The organism is Bacillus sp. LUNF1 (assembly GCF_011008975.1).
GTDB lineage: Bacteria > Bacillota > Bacilli > Bacillales > Bacillaceae > Bacillus > Bacillus velezensis.
Genome location: NZ_CP048876.1, coordinates 1945303 through 1960425 on the forward strand (window position 1 = coordinate 1945303; position 15123 = coordinate 1960425).

Here is a 15123-nt window from a genome sequence, read left to right on the forward strand (position 1 = left end):
CAGAAAGCCTGCTTTGCTCCTCTCAGCCTAAAAGGGAAAGAAAAAAGTCCTAAAGCGAATAAAACGCTTCAGGACTTTTTATGTTTTATGGCGGCGAGCACGTCAATGATCTTCGTTCCGACGCCGACACATGTTTCAAGAATGGCCTGCGCTCCGGCGATGGACAAAATGAATATAACCGGATGTGCATAGCGGGGCCAGACCAAGTAGCAGATGCCGATCAATATGGCGCACCAGACACCCGCACACCAATAACATTGCAGCATATAACCGAATGCGGAGGAAGGGACTTTTTTTTGGACGGCGCGCCCGTTTTGATCGACGGTTTTTTCTTGCTTGATAAAGGGTTTTCTTATGAATTCCGTAATCTTATCAAATACGATCAAATGGGTCAGCCGGTAGCTGGCAAGAATGATCATTACATACGTAAGCCAAGATAGGTTCGTCATCTCAAAGCCTCCAAAAAAACTGAGTTTGATTCCCCTATCTTGCCCCTTGTCTTCTTCAGCCATTCTGCCGGATGTTACAGATTCCGCGCCAAGCGTCTTCCGCTGTTTGCAATGATGTCCAGTATGACCTCAGCATTTTGCTGTGCAAAGGCGGGTTCAAACATATCTTTATGGGCGCCCCCGCCTTGATATTCCTGATAGAGTCCCGTTGTGGCGCCTTCCCACTTCATCGGCTCGGTCTTATCACTGTGCTCTTCCTTTATGCCGGCTTCGATAAAATGGAGGTTTGCAGCGATTTGGCCGTCATTTATCAGTTCCGCCCAGTACGTTTGATAGCGCTCTGTCTTTTTGATGACTGCTTCTCTGACGGCTTCCGGGACGTTGTCGGCTGTTGCGTTTGTTGGCTGCGGCGGCAGTGCGTCAAGCTTTCTGTACGCGTCTGCGATAATGACGTCGCTGATTTCTAAGCCGCGCTTTTCCATCGCTTTTGCCGCCTCGAATGCCGTATTGCCGCCCGCTGAATATCCGAAGAGGATATAAGGGCCTTCCGGCTGGATTTCCAGCATTTTATCAATGTATTGTTCCATTCTGCTGTCTTCTTCAATAAAGTTAAAGCCGTACACAGCAGCCCGTCCGTTTAATGCCGCCGCAAGATCTTTAAAGAAAATGCCGAAACCTGAGATAGGCGGAAAACAGAATAGGTTGCGGCCTTTCGGCTGATTCAGTCTGCTGATATGCTGCTCTGCAGCTTCTGACAGTGTGTTTGAATACAGCTTTTCGGCCAATTGTTCAATTGTCGGATATTCAAATATCATTTCAATCGGCACATCCATCTGCTGCCTGGTCTTCAGTTGATGAATCACTTGCAATGCTTTCAAAGAATGGCCGCCCAGCTCAAAGAAGTCATCCTGTATGCCCAGCTCCCCGCAGCCGAGGATCGGCGTCCAAATGTCGATCAGCTCACGCTCTACCCAATTTCGTGGCGGAACGGCTTTTGATGACGTTTTTTTCCGTTCCGGCGCAGGCAGCCCGCGGCGGTCCACTTTGCCGTTTGCGGTAAGCGGCATACGGTCAAGCTTAATCACATACTGCGGAATCATATAGTCGGGAAGCGACCTGGCCAACAGGGATCGAATGGCTCTTTCTTCAGCATATGCGCCTGTATAATACGCACAAAGGATTGCTTCTTGTCCTTCTTTTGCTGCGATGACTGCCGATTCCCTGATTCCATCTATTTCAGTCAAGCGTGCTTCAATTTCGGCCGGCTCAATCCGCTTCCCGCGAATCTTGAATTGGCGGTCGATACGGCTGATGTATCCGATGCTTCCATCAGGCAGCCAGTGTGCCAAGTCGCCTGTTTTGTAGATCTTTTCTTCAGGATGAACCGGGTGGCTGACAAATGCTTCACTTGTTAAGTCAGGCCTGTTTAAATAGCCTTTGGCAACCCCGTCACCGCCGACACAAAGCTCACCGGGCACGCCGATCGGCGCAAGTCCGCCGTTTTTATCAATGATATACGCGGTTGAATTGCTGATCGGTTTTCCGATTGGGATCGGCTGAGAAAAATCGTGCCTGATTTCGTAAAAGGTAGAAAATGTCGTATTTTCCGTCGGTCCGTATATGTTATAAAGGCTGAGATTCGGACAGCGGTGTCTGACCTTATTGATGAGCGCCGGGGACAATGCTTCTCCGCCGACATATAAGGTGTGCAACCCAGAAAACATCTCCGGATCTGTCTGGGCAAACTGGTTAAAGAGCGCCGTCGTCAAAAACAGAATCGTAATCCGGTTGGAAGAAAGATAATTGCCGAACCTCTCAGGGGCAAGCATTGTCGAGCGGTCAACCACATGAAGACATGCTCCGTTCAAAAGCGCTCCGAAGATTTCAAATGTCACTGCGTCAAAACCGATGGACCCTGTCAGAATGAGACGATCCGTCACACCGGCCGACGTGTAATTGCTGTTTGACACGAGCGATACGACGTTTCGGTTGGAAATCATCACGCCCTTCGGTTTTCCTGTTGAACCGGATGTATACATAATATAGGCAAGGTCATCAGGTGCTGTATCGGTATTCAGCTTTCCCGCATCAGCTGTTTGTTTTTCAGCTGCAGCCGGGATAGAGATGATGTGAGAAAAGTCAATATCAGTCTCAATCCCTTTTTGTACCGTTAACAGCTGTGCTCCGCTCTCAGTGAGCATATCGGCGATCCTGTCGGATGGCAGTTCTGCATCAAGGGGAAGGTACGTCCCTCCCGCTTTCAATACAGCGAGAACAGCGATGATAAATTCCGGTGAGCGTTCGGCCAGAATCCCGGCAATTCCCTTTGGCGCCAAACCGTTTTCCAGCAGGATGCGGGCGAATGCAGTTGACCGTTCATCGAGCTCCCGGTACGTCAACGTCAGCCCGCCGACGTGAAGCGCTTGATGATCCGGGGTTTTCTTCACCTGTCGGCTGAACAGGCTGATGATGCTTTCGTCTCTTTCATAAGTTGTTTTCGTGTCATTAAATTCGCCGATTATTCTTGATTTTTCCTTTTGTCCGAGCATCGGAAGCCGATCAGCGGGAACATCGGGATTGAAGGCGGCGCCGCGCAGAGCTTCTTCCAAATGTCCTTTTACGCTCTCTATCCATACTTCGTCATAAACGTTCGCATTGTAGCTGAATTTGATGAGCAGCTCATCTCCAGGCGCTATGATGAGGTTAAAATCGTAGCCCGATTGTTCCGAAACGTTGACATACCCGATCCGGAACGGTGCATCCGATTCCTTTTCCGCGTCTTTCATCTGCTGCTGGATCGGATAATTTTCAAACACGATAATATGGTCGATTAAATCCTGTTTCAGCTCAGTCTGAGATTGGATGTCAGCAAGCGGATGATAACTGAACGCCTCTGAGTCAAGCATTTCTTTCTGCAAGCGCCCCAGCAGTTCTCTAAAGCTTTCGTCACCCGTTTTAATGCGTACCGGCACGGTATTGATAAACAGCCCGATCATGCTTTCCACCCCGTCAATGACGGAAGGCCGCCCTGATACGACGGCACCGAATACGGCATCGTCCGTCCGGTTGTAGCGCTGCAGCATCAGGCCCCATACAGTCTGCATAAGAACCGCGAGCGTAGCCCCCTCTTCTTTGGCGATGGTTTTCAGCCTGTCTGTCAGGTTTTGATCTAAAGAAAACAGGAGCTCTTTCTTACGGTAGCCTTTTTCCTGGGGACGGGCCGATATTTTCGGGAGTCCTGTGGGTGTCTCGCAGCCTGCTAAATATCCTTTCCAATATTCAGAAGCCGCGTCTTTGTCCTGATCAGTCAGCCATGTAATATAAGTGCTGTAAGGCTTTGCGGGCGCCAGTGTGACGGGTGAGCCTGATTCAATCGCCCGGTACATATGCATGAATTCCTGAAGGACGATGCCGAGGCACCAGCCGTCCATAAGAATGTGATGGTGGCTCCAGACGCATACATATTTTTCGTCACCCGTTTTAAACAAAGAAACACGCATCAGCATATCCTTTTGCAAGTCAAAGCCTTTTAAGCGGTCACGTTCCTTAAATCGCTGTAAATAGATGCTCTGTTCCGCTTCGTCCAAATGTGTAAGATCTTCGCGGTGCAGCCGGAATTCCCGCTCACGCAGCACAACTTGGCGGGGGCCGTTCAGCTGAGCGACATGAGGTAAAAAAACCGTTCTGAAAATATCGTGGCGGCTGATGACAGACTGTACGCTTTGCTCAAACAATTCCGGACGAAGCCGGCCTTTTATGGTGAAGACGGATTGCTCGATATATGCAGCCCCCTCCTTTTGCAGAAAGGAATGAAAAAGCATTCCTTCCTGCATTCGGCTGAGGGGATAAATGTTTTGGATATTTTTCGTTTTGTCCATGTGTTCCTCCCGCTCGATTTTAGTGGAAGCTGAGTAAGTCGGCAATATCCTGCAAGGCTTCCTCAGTCAGCTCCCGATCATCAAAGTCACTGACGGTCTTCTCCGTATCGGTTTTGCTGAGGCAGTGTTCCGACAGTTTCAGGAGATAATACCGGCAGCTTTCGGACAGCCGTTCGATCGTATCTCGCCGGAAGCGCTCCGTTTCATAGGAAATGCTGACGGTCATCCGGCCTTTTGCCGCAATCGCGCTGATTTCAAGTGACTGCTCCCGTTTCCATGTATCTGTCACATCATCTCCGCCTCCCAAAGGAGAAAACTGAAACGCGTCTGGCTGTTCCGTTTCTGCCGGATTCCCGCCGGGCGCATCGAATTGTCCGAGATAGTTAAAGCTGATCTCCGGTGCTTTCCCGAAAGTCATCCCGGCAAGCTTCGGCGGTGTTAAATATTTGAGGACGCCGTATCCGTTCCCTTTATCCGGAATGCGCCGCAATGTGTCTTTGACGGTTTTCAATGTGCGAATTTCATATTCTTCATGAGGTTCATAAGCTCCGCTCCGGAAAAGCACCGGGTAAATGGAAGTGAACCACCCCACTGTCCTGCTGATGTCCGCACCTGCCTGCTCCGATTGGCGTCCGTGCCCTTCAAGGGCGATTTTCAAAGCGTGCCGCGGCGACCACTTCTGAATGGCAAGCACGGCGGAAGTCAAAAGCACATCTTGTGTATCCGTATTGTAGGCGCTGTGCACATCTTTCAACAGGGCGTCCGTTTCACTTTCTGTCAGAGTGAAGGATACTGTGTTCCGTTTTTTTGCAGGAGTTTGAGATAAATCTGCCTGCTCGTAAGGAAGACTTTCTGTTTCATAGTGTTCAATCTCCCGCCAATACTCCGCCTGCTGAAGCAGCTGTTTACTTTCGGCATAATCGGCCAGCTGCTCCGTATATGTTTTGAATGACATGGTTTTCGGAGGGAGTTTGATTTCCTGTCCAGAGACGGCCTGCTCATAAGCAGAAGCCAAGTCTTCCAATAAAATCCGCCATGATATCCCGTCGACAGCGAGATGATGGACCGTCAGAAACAAGTAATCTTCTGCTTCAGAGCGGAACAGCCCCGCCTGTACAAGCGGCCCGTTCTCCAAATCCATGTTTCTCTGAAGCTCGGCGACGCGGCGTTTTACAAAACGTTCCTTCTCATGCTCATCGCCTTCCGTTTCTAAAATGGTCAGGCTGTAAAGCTGCTCATCTGGGAGGTCAGCCGGTCTGTTGAAAAGGAGAAGACCTTTCTCTTCGTCTTTTTTGCAGACAAGGCGCAAGGCATCATGATGAACGGTAATGGCTTTTAACGTTTTCCTCAGGATCTCTTCATCTATTGAATTTGTTCTCGTCAGCATGACGGACTGGTTAAAATGATTTGCTTCCTTCATGTCTTGTGTGAAGAACCATTTGTGAACCGGCGACCACTTCACTTCTCCTTCTGCAGGAGCTTGGCTGACCGGCTGCCGCTCTGTACGGACATAAGGCGCCAGCTCCCTAATTGTCGGCCGGCTGAAAATATCTTTTACGGCGATCTGTTTTCCAGCCTGATGTAATCGGGCTGATACTTGCAGGGCTTTGATGGAATCGCCGCCCAGTTCAAAAAATGATTGATCCGCGGCAATGTTTTCAGTTCCGAGCACTTCGCTCCAAATCGCGGACAGCTCTTTTTCCATGTCGCTTTCAGGCTCGGTAAATGCCCGTCCGGTGTGCGCTTTTTTCCGCGGCTCAGGAAGCGCGCGGCGGTCAAGCTTCCCGTTCGGTGTGACAGGCAGGGCTTCAAGTGTTTCAAAGAACGCCGGCACCATATAAGCGGGCATTTCATTTCTGAGTGCCTGCTGCACGGTTTCACTTTCTGTTCCTTCTTCTGTCACGATATAAGCGCATAGTTCCGTTTGGCCTGCTGATGCGGTATGAGCGGTGACGGCTGCTTCTTTGACACCTTTTATGCCTGTTAAGGCGGATTCAATTTCTTTCAGTTCCACCCGGTAGCCTCTGATTTTGACTTGCTCGTCCATTCGGCCGATATATTGCAGTGTGCCGTCCGGCAGCCATTTTGCCAGGTCGCCCGTGCGGTACATGCGCCGGTTCTTCCGGAACGGGTCTTGGACAAAGGCTTGAGCCGTTTGCTTATGAAGATTGCGGTACCCTCTTGCAAGGCCGGAACCCGAGATGCAAAGTTCTCCCGTTACACCGATCGGCTGCGGGTGATCCCCGTTTAAAATATAAACGTGTGAATGCTCAATCGGACGGCCGATCGTGATGTTCTCACTTTGTTCTATATGTCTTGCCGCTGTAGTGGCGACGCTGTTTTCCGTCGGTCCGTACTCATTGGCAAGCTCCGTGTGTGGACAAACTGATAAACTGCGGCTGATAATGTTTTGGTCGACAGCTTCTCCGGCTAATGTGACAATTCTGAGAGACTCGGCATCCCCCGGCTCCAGTACGTCAAGCAGTGTACGGTACAGTACGGGAACAATGATCATGTGAGTGATGCGGTAAGATGCAAGATAGTGTTTAATAGCAAGAATATCTCTTGCTTCATCTTCGGCTAAAACGGCCGCCTTCGCACCTGAAATCAGCGGTGTGAACATACTTGTTACAAAACCGTCAAAGGAAAATGAAAAGAGCTGAAGAACCGTATCTTTCTCATTCAGATCATAAAATCCGCTCCGCCATTGAAGGGTTTGGCTGACGGATCGATGTTCGACCATAACCCCTTTCGGCCTGCCTGTCGTTCCCGATGTATAAATGATGTAAGCCAAATTTTCCGGTGCTGATAATGACTGGACCGGCGAAGCATCCTGTTCTTGGATATCCTCCAGTGCGAGCACTTCACCGTTAAAACGATCAGGCACTTGTTCTATCGCACCATGTGCGGTAAGGAGAAGCGCTGTGCCGCTGTCTGAGATGATATATTGCTTGCGTTCCTCCGGATATTCAGGATCTATCGGGACGTAGGCTCCTCCGGCTTTCCAAACCCCGAAGACTGCCGCTACTTGTTCCGGCGATCTTGGTATCACAATGCCGACGGCTGCATTAGGTCCGATCTGCCGTTTTTGCAGAGCTCTGGCGATTTTATTCGACCAGTCATCTAATTCTTTGTATGTGATCAATGTTTCCCCGCTGATAAGGGCCGCGGCATCAGGTGTTTTTCGCGCCTGGGTGATGAACAGTTCATGAACTGTTTTTTCAGGCAGCTGTTGATCCGTCAAGCCGTTAAAGTCCGAAAGAATCCGGTTCCGTTCCGGAGCAGTCAGCATGCTGATCGCTTGTAAAGAAGTTTCCGGTTCACGGACAATGTGTTCAAGCATCGTCATAAAGTGGGAAGCCCAGCGCTGCATTGTTTCTCTCCGGAATAAAGACGCCGCATATTCAAACAGAAAATGAATCTGTCCCCCGCCTTCAGAAGCCTGTAAAGTGACATCAAATTTGGAAACCGGACGGGACACATCCGCAGGCTGAATATGCAAACCGTCCAACAGCAGTTCCTCATGCTCTATATTCTGGACGACAAGCATGGCGTCAAACAGCGGATTGCGGCTTGTGTCCCGCTGCACGCCGAGCCGTTCCACAAGCTCTTCAAACGGATAGTCTTGATGCTCATACGCCTCAAGCGCCGCCTGGCGGACTTCCGCCAAGTAATCGGTAAACCGTTTGTCTCCTTTCGGCTCCGTTCTGATGGCCAGCGTGTTGACGAACATGCCGAGAATCGGTTCAAGGTCTTTGTGCGGACGCCCGGCAATCGGTGAGCCGACGATGATGTCTTCCTGCCCGCTCAATCTCGCGAGTAACGTATTGTACGTGGCAAGAAGCACCATATACAAAGTGGAGCCGTGATCCCGGGCGATGCGGTGAAGGCCGGATGCCGTTTCAGCGTCAAGCGTGCACGATACGCTGCCGCCCGCAAAGCTTCTGACAGCCGGACGGGGCTTGTCAGCCGGAAGCTCAAGCACCGGAAGCTCTCCTTCTAGCCGCTTCAGCCAATACGCTTCCTGTTTCTGGTACCCTTCTTTCTCCTGAAACGACCGCTGCCAGACGGCATAGTCTTTATATTGAAGGCGCATCGGCGCAAGCGAACGGCCTGCGTACAGCTCGCCGAATTCTTTTATCAAGGTGTTGACGGACACACCGTCAGAAATAATATGATGCATATCCGTTAATAAAAGATGATGTTCGTCGGATTCTTTCACGAGAGCCGCACGGAAGAGCGGCGCTTCCTCCAGACAAAACGGCCGGACGAATGCGTCAGCTGACTCGGCCTCATCCAGCTGAAACGGTACGCTGTCATGGATGCGCTGCACCGGTTCACCGTCAGGCCCCGTTTCAAAGGACGTTCTGAGCGACTCATGCCGCTCCACAAGCTGCCGGAACGTCTCCTCCAGCCGGCTGCGGTCAAGCGGGCCCGTCAGTTCCAGCACAGCCGGCATATTGTAGCCGACACCGCCGTCTTCAAGCTGTTGGAGCACATACATCCGTTTCTGCGCCGAAGACACCGGATAGGTGTCCTGTTTTTGCGCAGGCTGAATCGCTTCATACGGGCTCTCTTCCAAGTCCTGAATAACCGAAGCGAGTTCTTCCACCGTCGGCCGGGCGAAGATGTCCTGTAACGGCACCTGAACACCGAACTCTTTGGCGATGCGGGAAACGAGAGCCGTCGCTTTTAACGAATGGCCGCCCCGCTCAAAAAAGTGATCCCGGATGCCGACAGGGCCGTTTTTCAGCACCTCTTCCCAAAGGGCGCAAAGCTTCATTTCCGTGACGTTCCGCGGGGCGGTGTACGCCTGTCTGTCTGCCGCTCCGCCGGGAGCCGGCAGCGCGCGGCGGTCAAGCTTTCCGCTCGGCGTGACCGGCCATTCGGTCATCTCTATAAACTGAGCCGGCATCATGTAGGCCGGAAGGCGTGCCGCAAGCTCCGCCCGCACGTCATCGCTTTCCCGTCCTTCGATATAGGCGTAAAGCGCGGTATCTCCGTGTTCGGTCCGGGCAGTGACCGCCGCCTCACGAATGCCGTCGATGCGCCGGATCGCCGCTTCGATCTCTCCCGGTTCGATCCGGTAGCCGCGGACTTTCACCTGTCCGTCTGAACGGCCGAGCCATTCGATAAGGCCATCTTCTGTCCAGCGTGCGATATCACCCGTCTGATACATGCGTTCTCCCGGATAAAACGGATCATTGAGAAAGCGCTCCTCCGTCAGCTCAGGCCGGTTCAGATAGCCCCGGGCCACCCCTGTCCCCGCGATGTACAGCTCTCCGATACAGCCCGGCGGCAGAAGCTGTTTCTTTTGATTTAAAATATACAGCCGCATGTTATGCCCGGAAATGCCGATCGGAACATTGTGAAATTCTTTTCCTTGCGGCAAATCAAAGTACGCCGCTTCTACCGTCGCTTCCGTCGGACCGTAGGAATTTGTCAATTCCGTTCCAGGCAGAAGGTCATAAAAACGGGAAACCAAGTGCGGGCCCAATTGTTCACCGCCGGCAAAAACCCTTTTTAAGCAGATCTTTTTGATCGGCTGTTTTCTGGAATTTATATATTCCAAGAAAGCATGAAGCATGGATGGCACAAAATGGGCCGCCGTTATGCGGTTATTCTCCAATGCGTTCAGTATCATTTCAGGGTCTTTCTCGCCGCCTTGCGGAAGGAGGAAAACAGAAGCTCCCGCGATCGGCCACCAAAACAGCTCCCAAATCGAAGCGTCGAAAGAGTATGATGTTTTATGCAAAATGATGTCAGAATCACTTAATCCATAACGCGTTTGCAGTGAGTATAAAAAGTTTACGGCTGACCGATGTTCAACCTGCACGCCTTTTGGGCGTCCCGTAGAACCGGATGTATAGATGATATAAGCCAATGAATCAGGTTTTACCGGAACGTTAGGGTTGGCCGCAGCTTCAGGGTTTCCTGTTTGTCCGCTTTTCAGAGAGATCATTTCTCCCTCAAAAAGATCTGGTGCGAAAAGTTCTGGTTCTGCCAGTAAGAATTTCACGCCGCTGTCTTTCAGTAAAAAGCGAATCCGCTCTTCCGGGTAATCCGGATCAATCGGCAGATATGCACCGCCTGCTTTTAAGACAGCGTAAATGCCGATCAGCATGTCAGGAGAACGCCGGCCCATAATGGAAGTTTTATCCTCCAGCCTTATGCCGCGCTTGATCAGCTGATGCGCAAGCTCGTTTGCCCTTTCGTTCAGTTCCTGATACGTAATCGAAATGTCATCAGTTAAAATCGCAGGACGGTCCGGCGTTTTTTCCGCCTGCTGTTCCAGCAGATCATGAAGAGACTGATGAAGCGGAAACGCTGTTTTCTGCACGGGGCTGAAATCTTGAAGCAGAGACGCTTCTTCTTTTTCTGTCAAAACAGAAATATCGTCTAATTCCAAGCCCGGATCACCCGCGGCGTTTTCGGCAAGTGTCGTAAAAAATCCCGCCCATTTTTGAATCGTTTTTCTCTCAAACAAATCGGTGCTGTATTCAAACTGGCAGTACAATTCACCGGCGTTTTCAGAGATGTACAGTGATAAGTCAAATTTAGAAATCGGCAGGCTGACGTCTGCCGGCTGCAGTTCAAGTCCGGCTGCCCTAAGCTTCTGCTGTTCCATATTTTGCAGCGCAAATGTTGTGTCAAACAGCGGATTTCGGGACATGTCCCGCGGCACACCGAGCTTATCGACGAGCTCTTCTAACGGGTAATCCTGATGTTCGTAAGCCTCAAGCGCTGTTTGGCGAATTTCCTTTAAATATTCTTTGAATGTCATGCTTCCGTCGGGACGCGTCCTGAAAGCAAGCGTATTGACAAACATGCCCAGAACGGCGTCAAGGTCGGCATGAGGCCTTCCTGCAATCGGAGACCCGACAATCATATCTTCCTGTCCGCTTAAACGGGCTAACAGAACCGTGTACACACCAAGCAGCGTCATATACAGTGTGCATTTGTTTTCTTTCGCCAGCTTTTTCAACTGAGCTGTATGTTTTTCATTGATGACAAATGACACCCGGTCTCCGGAAAAACTCCGCACCGGGGGACGCGGCTTATCAGCCGGCAATTCAAGCACGGGAATCTCACCGGCAAGCCGGTTCAGCCAGTACTCCTCTTGTTTCCGATATGCGGCGCCCGCCATAAATGATTGCTGCCAGACGGCATAATCTTTGTATTGAATCCGTAACGGCGGCAGGCTTCTCTCAGCATACAGCTCACTGAATTCACGTATCAAAAGATTGACGGATACGCCGTCTGAAATAATATGATGCATGTCAGCTAAAAGCAGATGCCGGTCTTTTTCTATTTGGACAAATCCCGCCCGGAAAAGGGGCGCTTTGCCGAGATCGAACGGCCGGATAAACGCTTCGGCTGATTGTTCTTTTGTAAATGCAAACGGCACGTCGTCATGAATCCTCTGCACGGGCAGGCCGTTTTTTTCTTCAAAGGACGTTCTGAGCGGTTCATGCCGCCCGATCAATTCCTTGAACACGGCTTCCATCCTATCTCGGTCAAACGGCCCCCTCACCTCTAAAACGGCTGGAATGTTATAGCTGACACCGCCATTTTCAAGCTGGTGAAGGACGTACATCCGTTTTTGGGCGGATGAGACAGGATATGTTTCTTTCATTTCTGTCTTTTCTATGGATGCGAACGGGTTCTCTTCTGCTTCACTGATGATTTTGGCGAGTTCTTCTACAGTCGGATGGCTGAAGACATCGCTCAGCGGGATTTGCACACTGCACTCTTTAGCTATTTTTGCAACGAGTGCCGTCGCCTTTAATGAATGGCCGCCAAGCTCGAAAAAGTGATCGTGAACGCCGATCGGGCCGGTTTGAAGCACTTCTTCCCATATGCGGGTAAGCTTCAGCTCGGTCACATTCCGGGGAGCTGTATATCGACGGCCTGTGGCGTATGCCGAAGCTTCCGGAAGGGCCCGCTGATCGACTTTTCCGTTCGCAGTGAGCGGAATTGAGTCAATAAAAGCCCATTTGACCGGAATCATATACTCAGGCACCTCTTTAGCCAAATCTCTCCGCAGCTGAGAAGGATCAGTCGCTTGTGAGACGCTGCAGTAAGCGCATAATTCATTTTCGCCCGACTCATTCGTTTGAATCAGAACGGCAGCTTCTTTTACGGCGTGATGATTTGCCAGGACGGTTTCAATTTCCTTCGGTTCAATCCGGTACCCTCTGATCTTCACTTGATCATCTGTCCGGCCGATGTATTCGATTTGGCCGTCCGCACGCAGTCTTGCCAAATCTCCGGTCCGGTACATGACGGCGTCCGTTCTGAACGGATCCGGCAAAAATTTCTCTTTGGTCAGCGCCGGATTGTTCACATAGCCTCTTCCTGTATTCGCTCCGGAAATATACAATTCTCCCGCAATTCCGAGAGGCTGAAGATGCCGGTTTTTGCTGAGAATATACATCTTGTTATGATGGATCGGTTTCCCGATCGGCGGATGTTCAGGTATGTCATCTCCCGCAGAAATCGTATACGTTGAAACCACATGAGTTTCTGACGGGCCGTAATGATTATGCAGATGCATACCGTGTAAACGGAGCGTCTGCCTGAACAAACGCGAAACGGTCAGCTGCTCCCCGGCCGTAATGACATGCTTCACACAGCGGGGAAAAGACTGTGCATAACCTTCTTCATTGAAAAGCATTTTGACAAACGCAGTCGGGAAAAACACAACTTCCGTGTTGTGCTGATCAATAAACGAAAACAGCTGAGAAACATCCCGTTTGATTGATTCGGGTACGATACAGAGGGTGCCGCCGCTCAAGAGTACTGAAAATAACTCTTGATAGCAGACGTCAAACGCCAAAGATGCGTACTGCAGCACATTTGTGCAAAAATCAATGTCTGTGTTCGTCAATTGGTCAGAAAGCAGGTTGGCCATATTTTTATGTTCGAGCAGCACACCCTTCGGTTTCCCTGTCGTTCCCGATGTATAAATCATATAAAGGAGGTCGTCTGCCGTATTAATGGATTGCACATTGCTTCCGTCCGCTTCCGTCCCGGCCTCTTCTATGTATGTAACTTGCAGCGCTTGTTCCACGGGGACGGACTGATGCCGCTCTGTTACAACATGGACGCAGCCGCTGTTTTCAATAACATATCGGATACGCTCCTTTGGACTGCCCGGATCTATCGGGACAAAGGCGCCGCCCGCTTTTAAAATACCGAGAACGGCCGCCGCTAAAGAAGGGGAACGGCCAAGCATGACGCCTACCGGTTCCTCCCGCTTTAAACCGCGCTTTTTCAGCAGGCGGGCCAGCTTATTAGCCGATTCGTTCAGTTCTTTGTACGTCACTGACTCACATTCATACCGAATTGCGATTTGATTCGGCGTTTTTGCGGCCTGCCTTTCAAACATCGCATGAACCGTGTCATATTCAGGTTTTTCGGTCTCTTCAGAAATCGGCGCAAGCAGCTGCGCTTTTTCCCCTGGAGTGATGATTTCAAGCTTGTCCGGCGTGATGTCCGGTTTGTCGAGAACCTGGGAGACGATGTGTGCCAAATGGCCTTTGATATTTTCGATAAATTGGCGGTCATACACGCTTGAATCGTATCTCATTTTCAAATGAATCTCGTCACCCGGCGCCACCATCAGGTAAAAACTGTAGTTGGTTTCGTCTTCCATGCTGAAATCATGGATGTGAAAAAGGTCTTTCGTGTCTCCCTTGCTGTTCAGCACATCAAGCTCCTGTTCAACCGGATAATTCTCAAAGACGAGAATGTGGTCAATTAAGCCTTGTTTTACCTGTGAATTCGCCTGTATGTCATAAAGCGGGTGATAGCTGTATGCCTGTCCTTTCAAAGCGTCCTTTTGCACGTTTTTGATCAGCTTTTGAAACGGGATGTCCGCCCCGCTGATCCGGACAGGCACGGTATTAATAAACAGGCCGATCATTCGCTCGATGCCTTCGATTTCAGACGGCCTTCCCGAAATGACAGAACCAAAAACCGCATCTTCTGTCTGGTTATACGCCTGAAGCAAAATGCCCCAGAGCGTGTGGAAAATGGTGCTCAGCGTGACCTCTTCTTTCACGGCCAGCTCTTTCAGCTTAGCCGTGTCCTCTTTTGAAAAGGAAAACGTCACTTCCTCTTGTCTGCTTTCGCCGGCTTTTTTCTGCTTCGGCAGAACAGTCTGCTGCTCAAAGCCTTCAAGGTATCGCTCCCAGTACGAAGCGGCTTTTTCTTTATCTTGCTCCATCAGCCACTTGATGTAGGTCCCGTACGGCACAGCGGGCTCAAGCGTTAACGGTGTCCGGCGGAGCCGCGAGGCGTATATCTGGAAGAACTCTTTCAGCACGATTCCGAGACACCAGCCATCCATAATGATGTGATGGAAACTCCATATGCACGTATATTCACATTCACCGGTTTGAAGCAGCGTCACCCGCATCAGCATGTCTTTTTGCAGATGAAACCCTTTCTCACGGTCTCTTCGTTTGGCTTCTTCAATATACTTGATTTGATCAGCCTTATTTAAATTAGTGAGATTTTCCTCAATAATGCTGACGTTCCGCTCTTTTAATACGACCTGCTGCGGCACTGACACGTTCTGGCTGATAAAGATCGTTCTGAAAATATCATGTCTTTCGAAAAGGGCATGAACGCTCTCTTCAAACACGCGGGTGTCAACCTTCCCCGTTATTGAAAAGGAGGCCTGCTCGGCGTAAGCCTGTGATTCCTTTTGCAGGAGGGAATGAAAAAGCATTCCTTCCTGCATATAAGACAGCGGATAAATATCCTGAATTGCATTCTTTTTTGTCATG

Annotated in this window: 3 protein-coding genes; all 3 read right to left on the reverse strand. The window is 50.5% G+C overall.

Annotation, left to right across the window (positions count from 1 at the left end; all coding sequences use genetic code 11):
- Positions 1–68 precede the first annotated feature (68 nt).
- The 3 genes from G4O42_RS09330 to G4O42_RS09340 all read right to left on the reverse strand — a co-directional run bounded on the left by G4O42_RS09330 (position 69) and on the right by G4O42_RS09340 (position 15122).
- Positions 69–449 (reverse strand): DUF1360 domain-containing protein, encoded by a 381-nt coding sequence (locus G4O42_RS09330; protein ID WP_032875141.1) that lies wholly within the window; start codon positions 447–449, stop codon positions 69–71.
- A gap of 74 nt (positions 450–523) precedes the next feature.
- Positions 524–4327 (reverse strand): non-ribosomal peptide synthetase, encoded by a 3804-nt coding sequence (locus tag G4O42_RS09335; RefSeq protein WP_032875144.1) that lies wholly within the window; start codon positions 4325–4327, stop codon positions 524–526.
- Between the two features lie 19 nt (positions 4328–4346).
- Positions 4347–15122 carry a non-ribosomal peptide synthetase gene (locus tag G4O42_RS09340; protein WP_057766235.1) on the reverse strand — a complete coding sequence of 3592 codons (10776 nt, stop codon included), beginning with the start codon at positions 15120–15122 and terminating at the stop codon, positions 4347–4349.
- Position 15123 lies beyond the last annotated feature (1 nt).

Excerpts from the sequence above, each read along its gene's own strand:
- G4O42_RS09330 (WP_032875141.1), bottom strand. The coding sequence starts at position 449 with ATGACGAACCTATCTTGGCTTACGTATGTAATGATCATTCTTGCCAGC.
- G4O42_RS09340 (WP_057766235.1), bottom strand. The coding sequence starts at position 15,122 with ATGACAAAAAAGAATGCAATTCAGGATATTTATCCGCTGTCTTATATG.
- G4O42_RS09335 (WP_032875144.1), bottom strand. The coding sequence starts at position 4,327 with ATGGACAAAACGAAAAATATCCAAAACATTTATCCCCTCAGCCGAATG.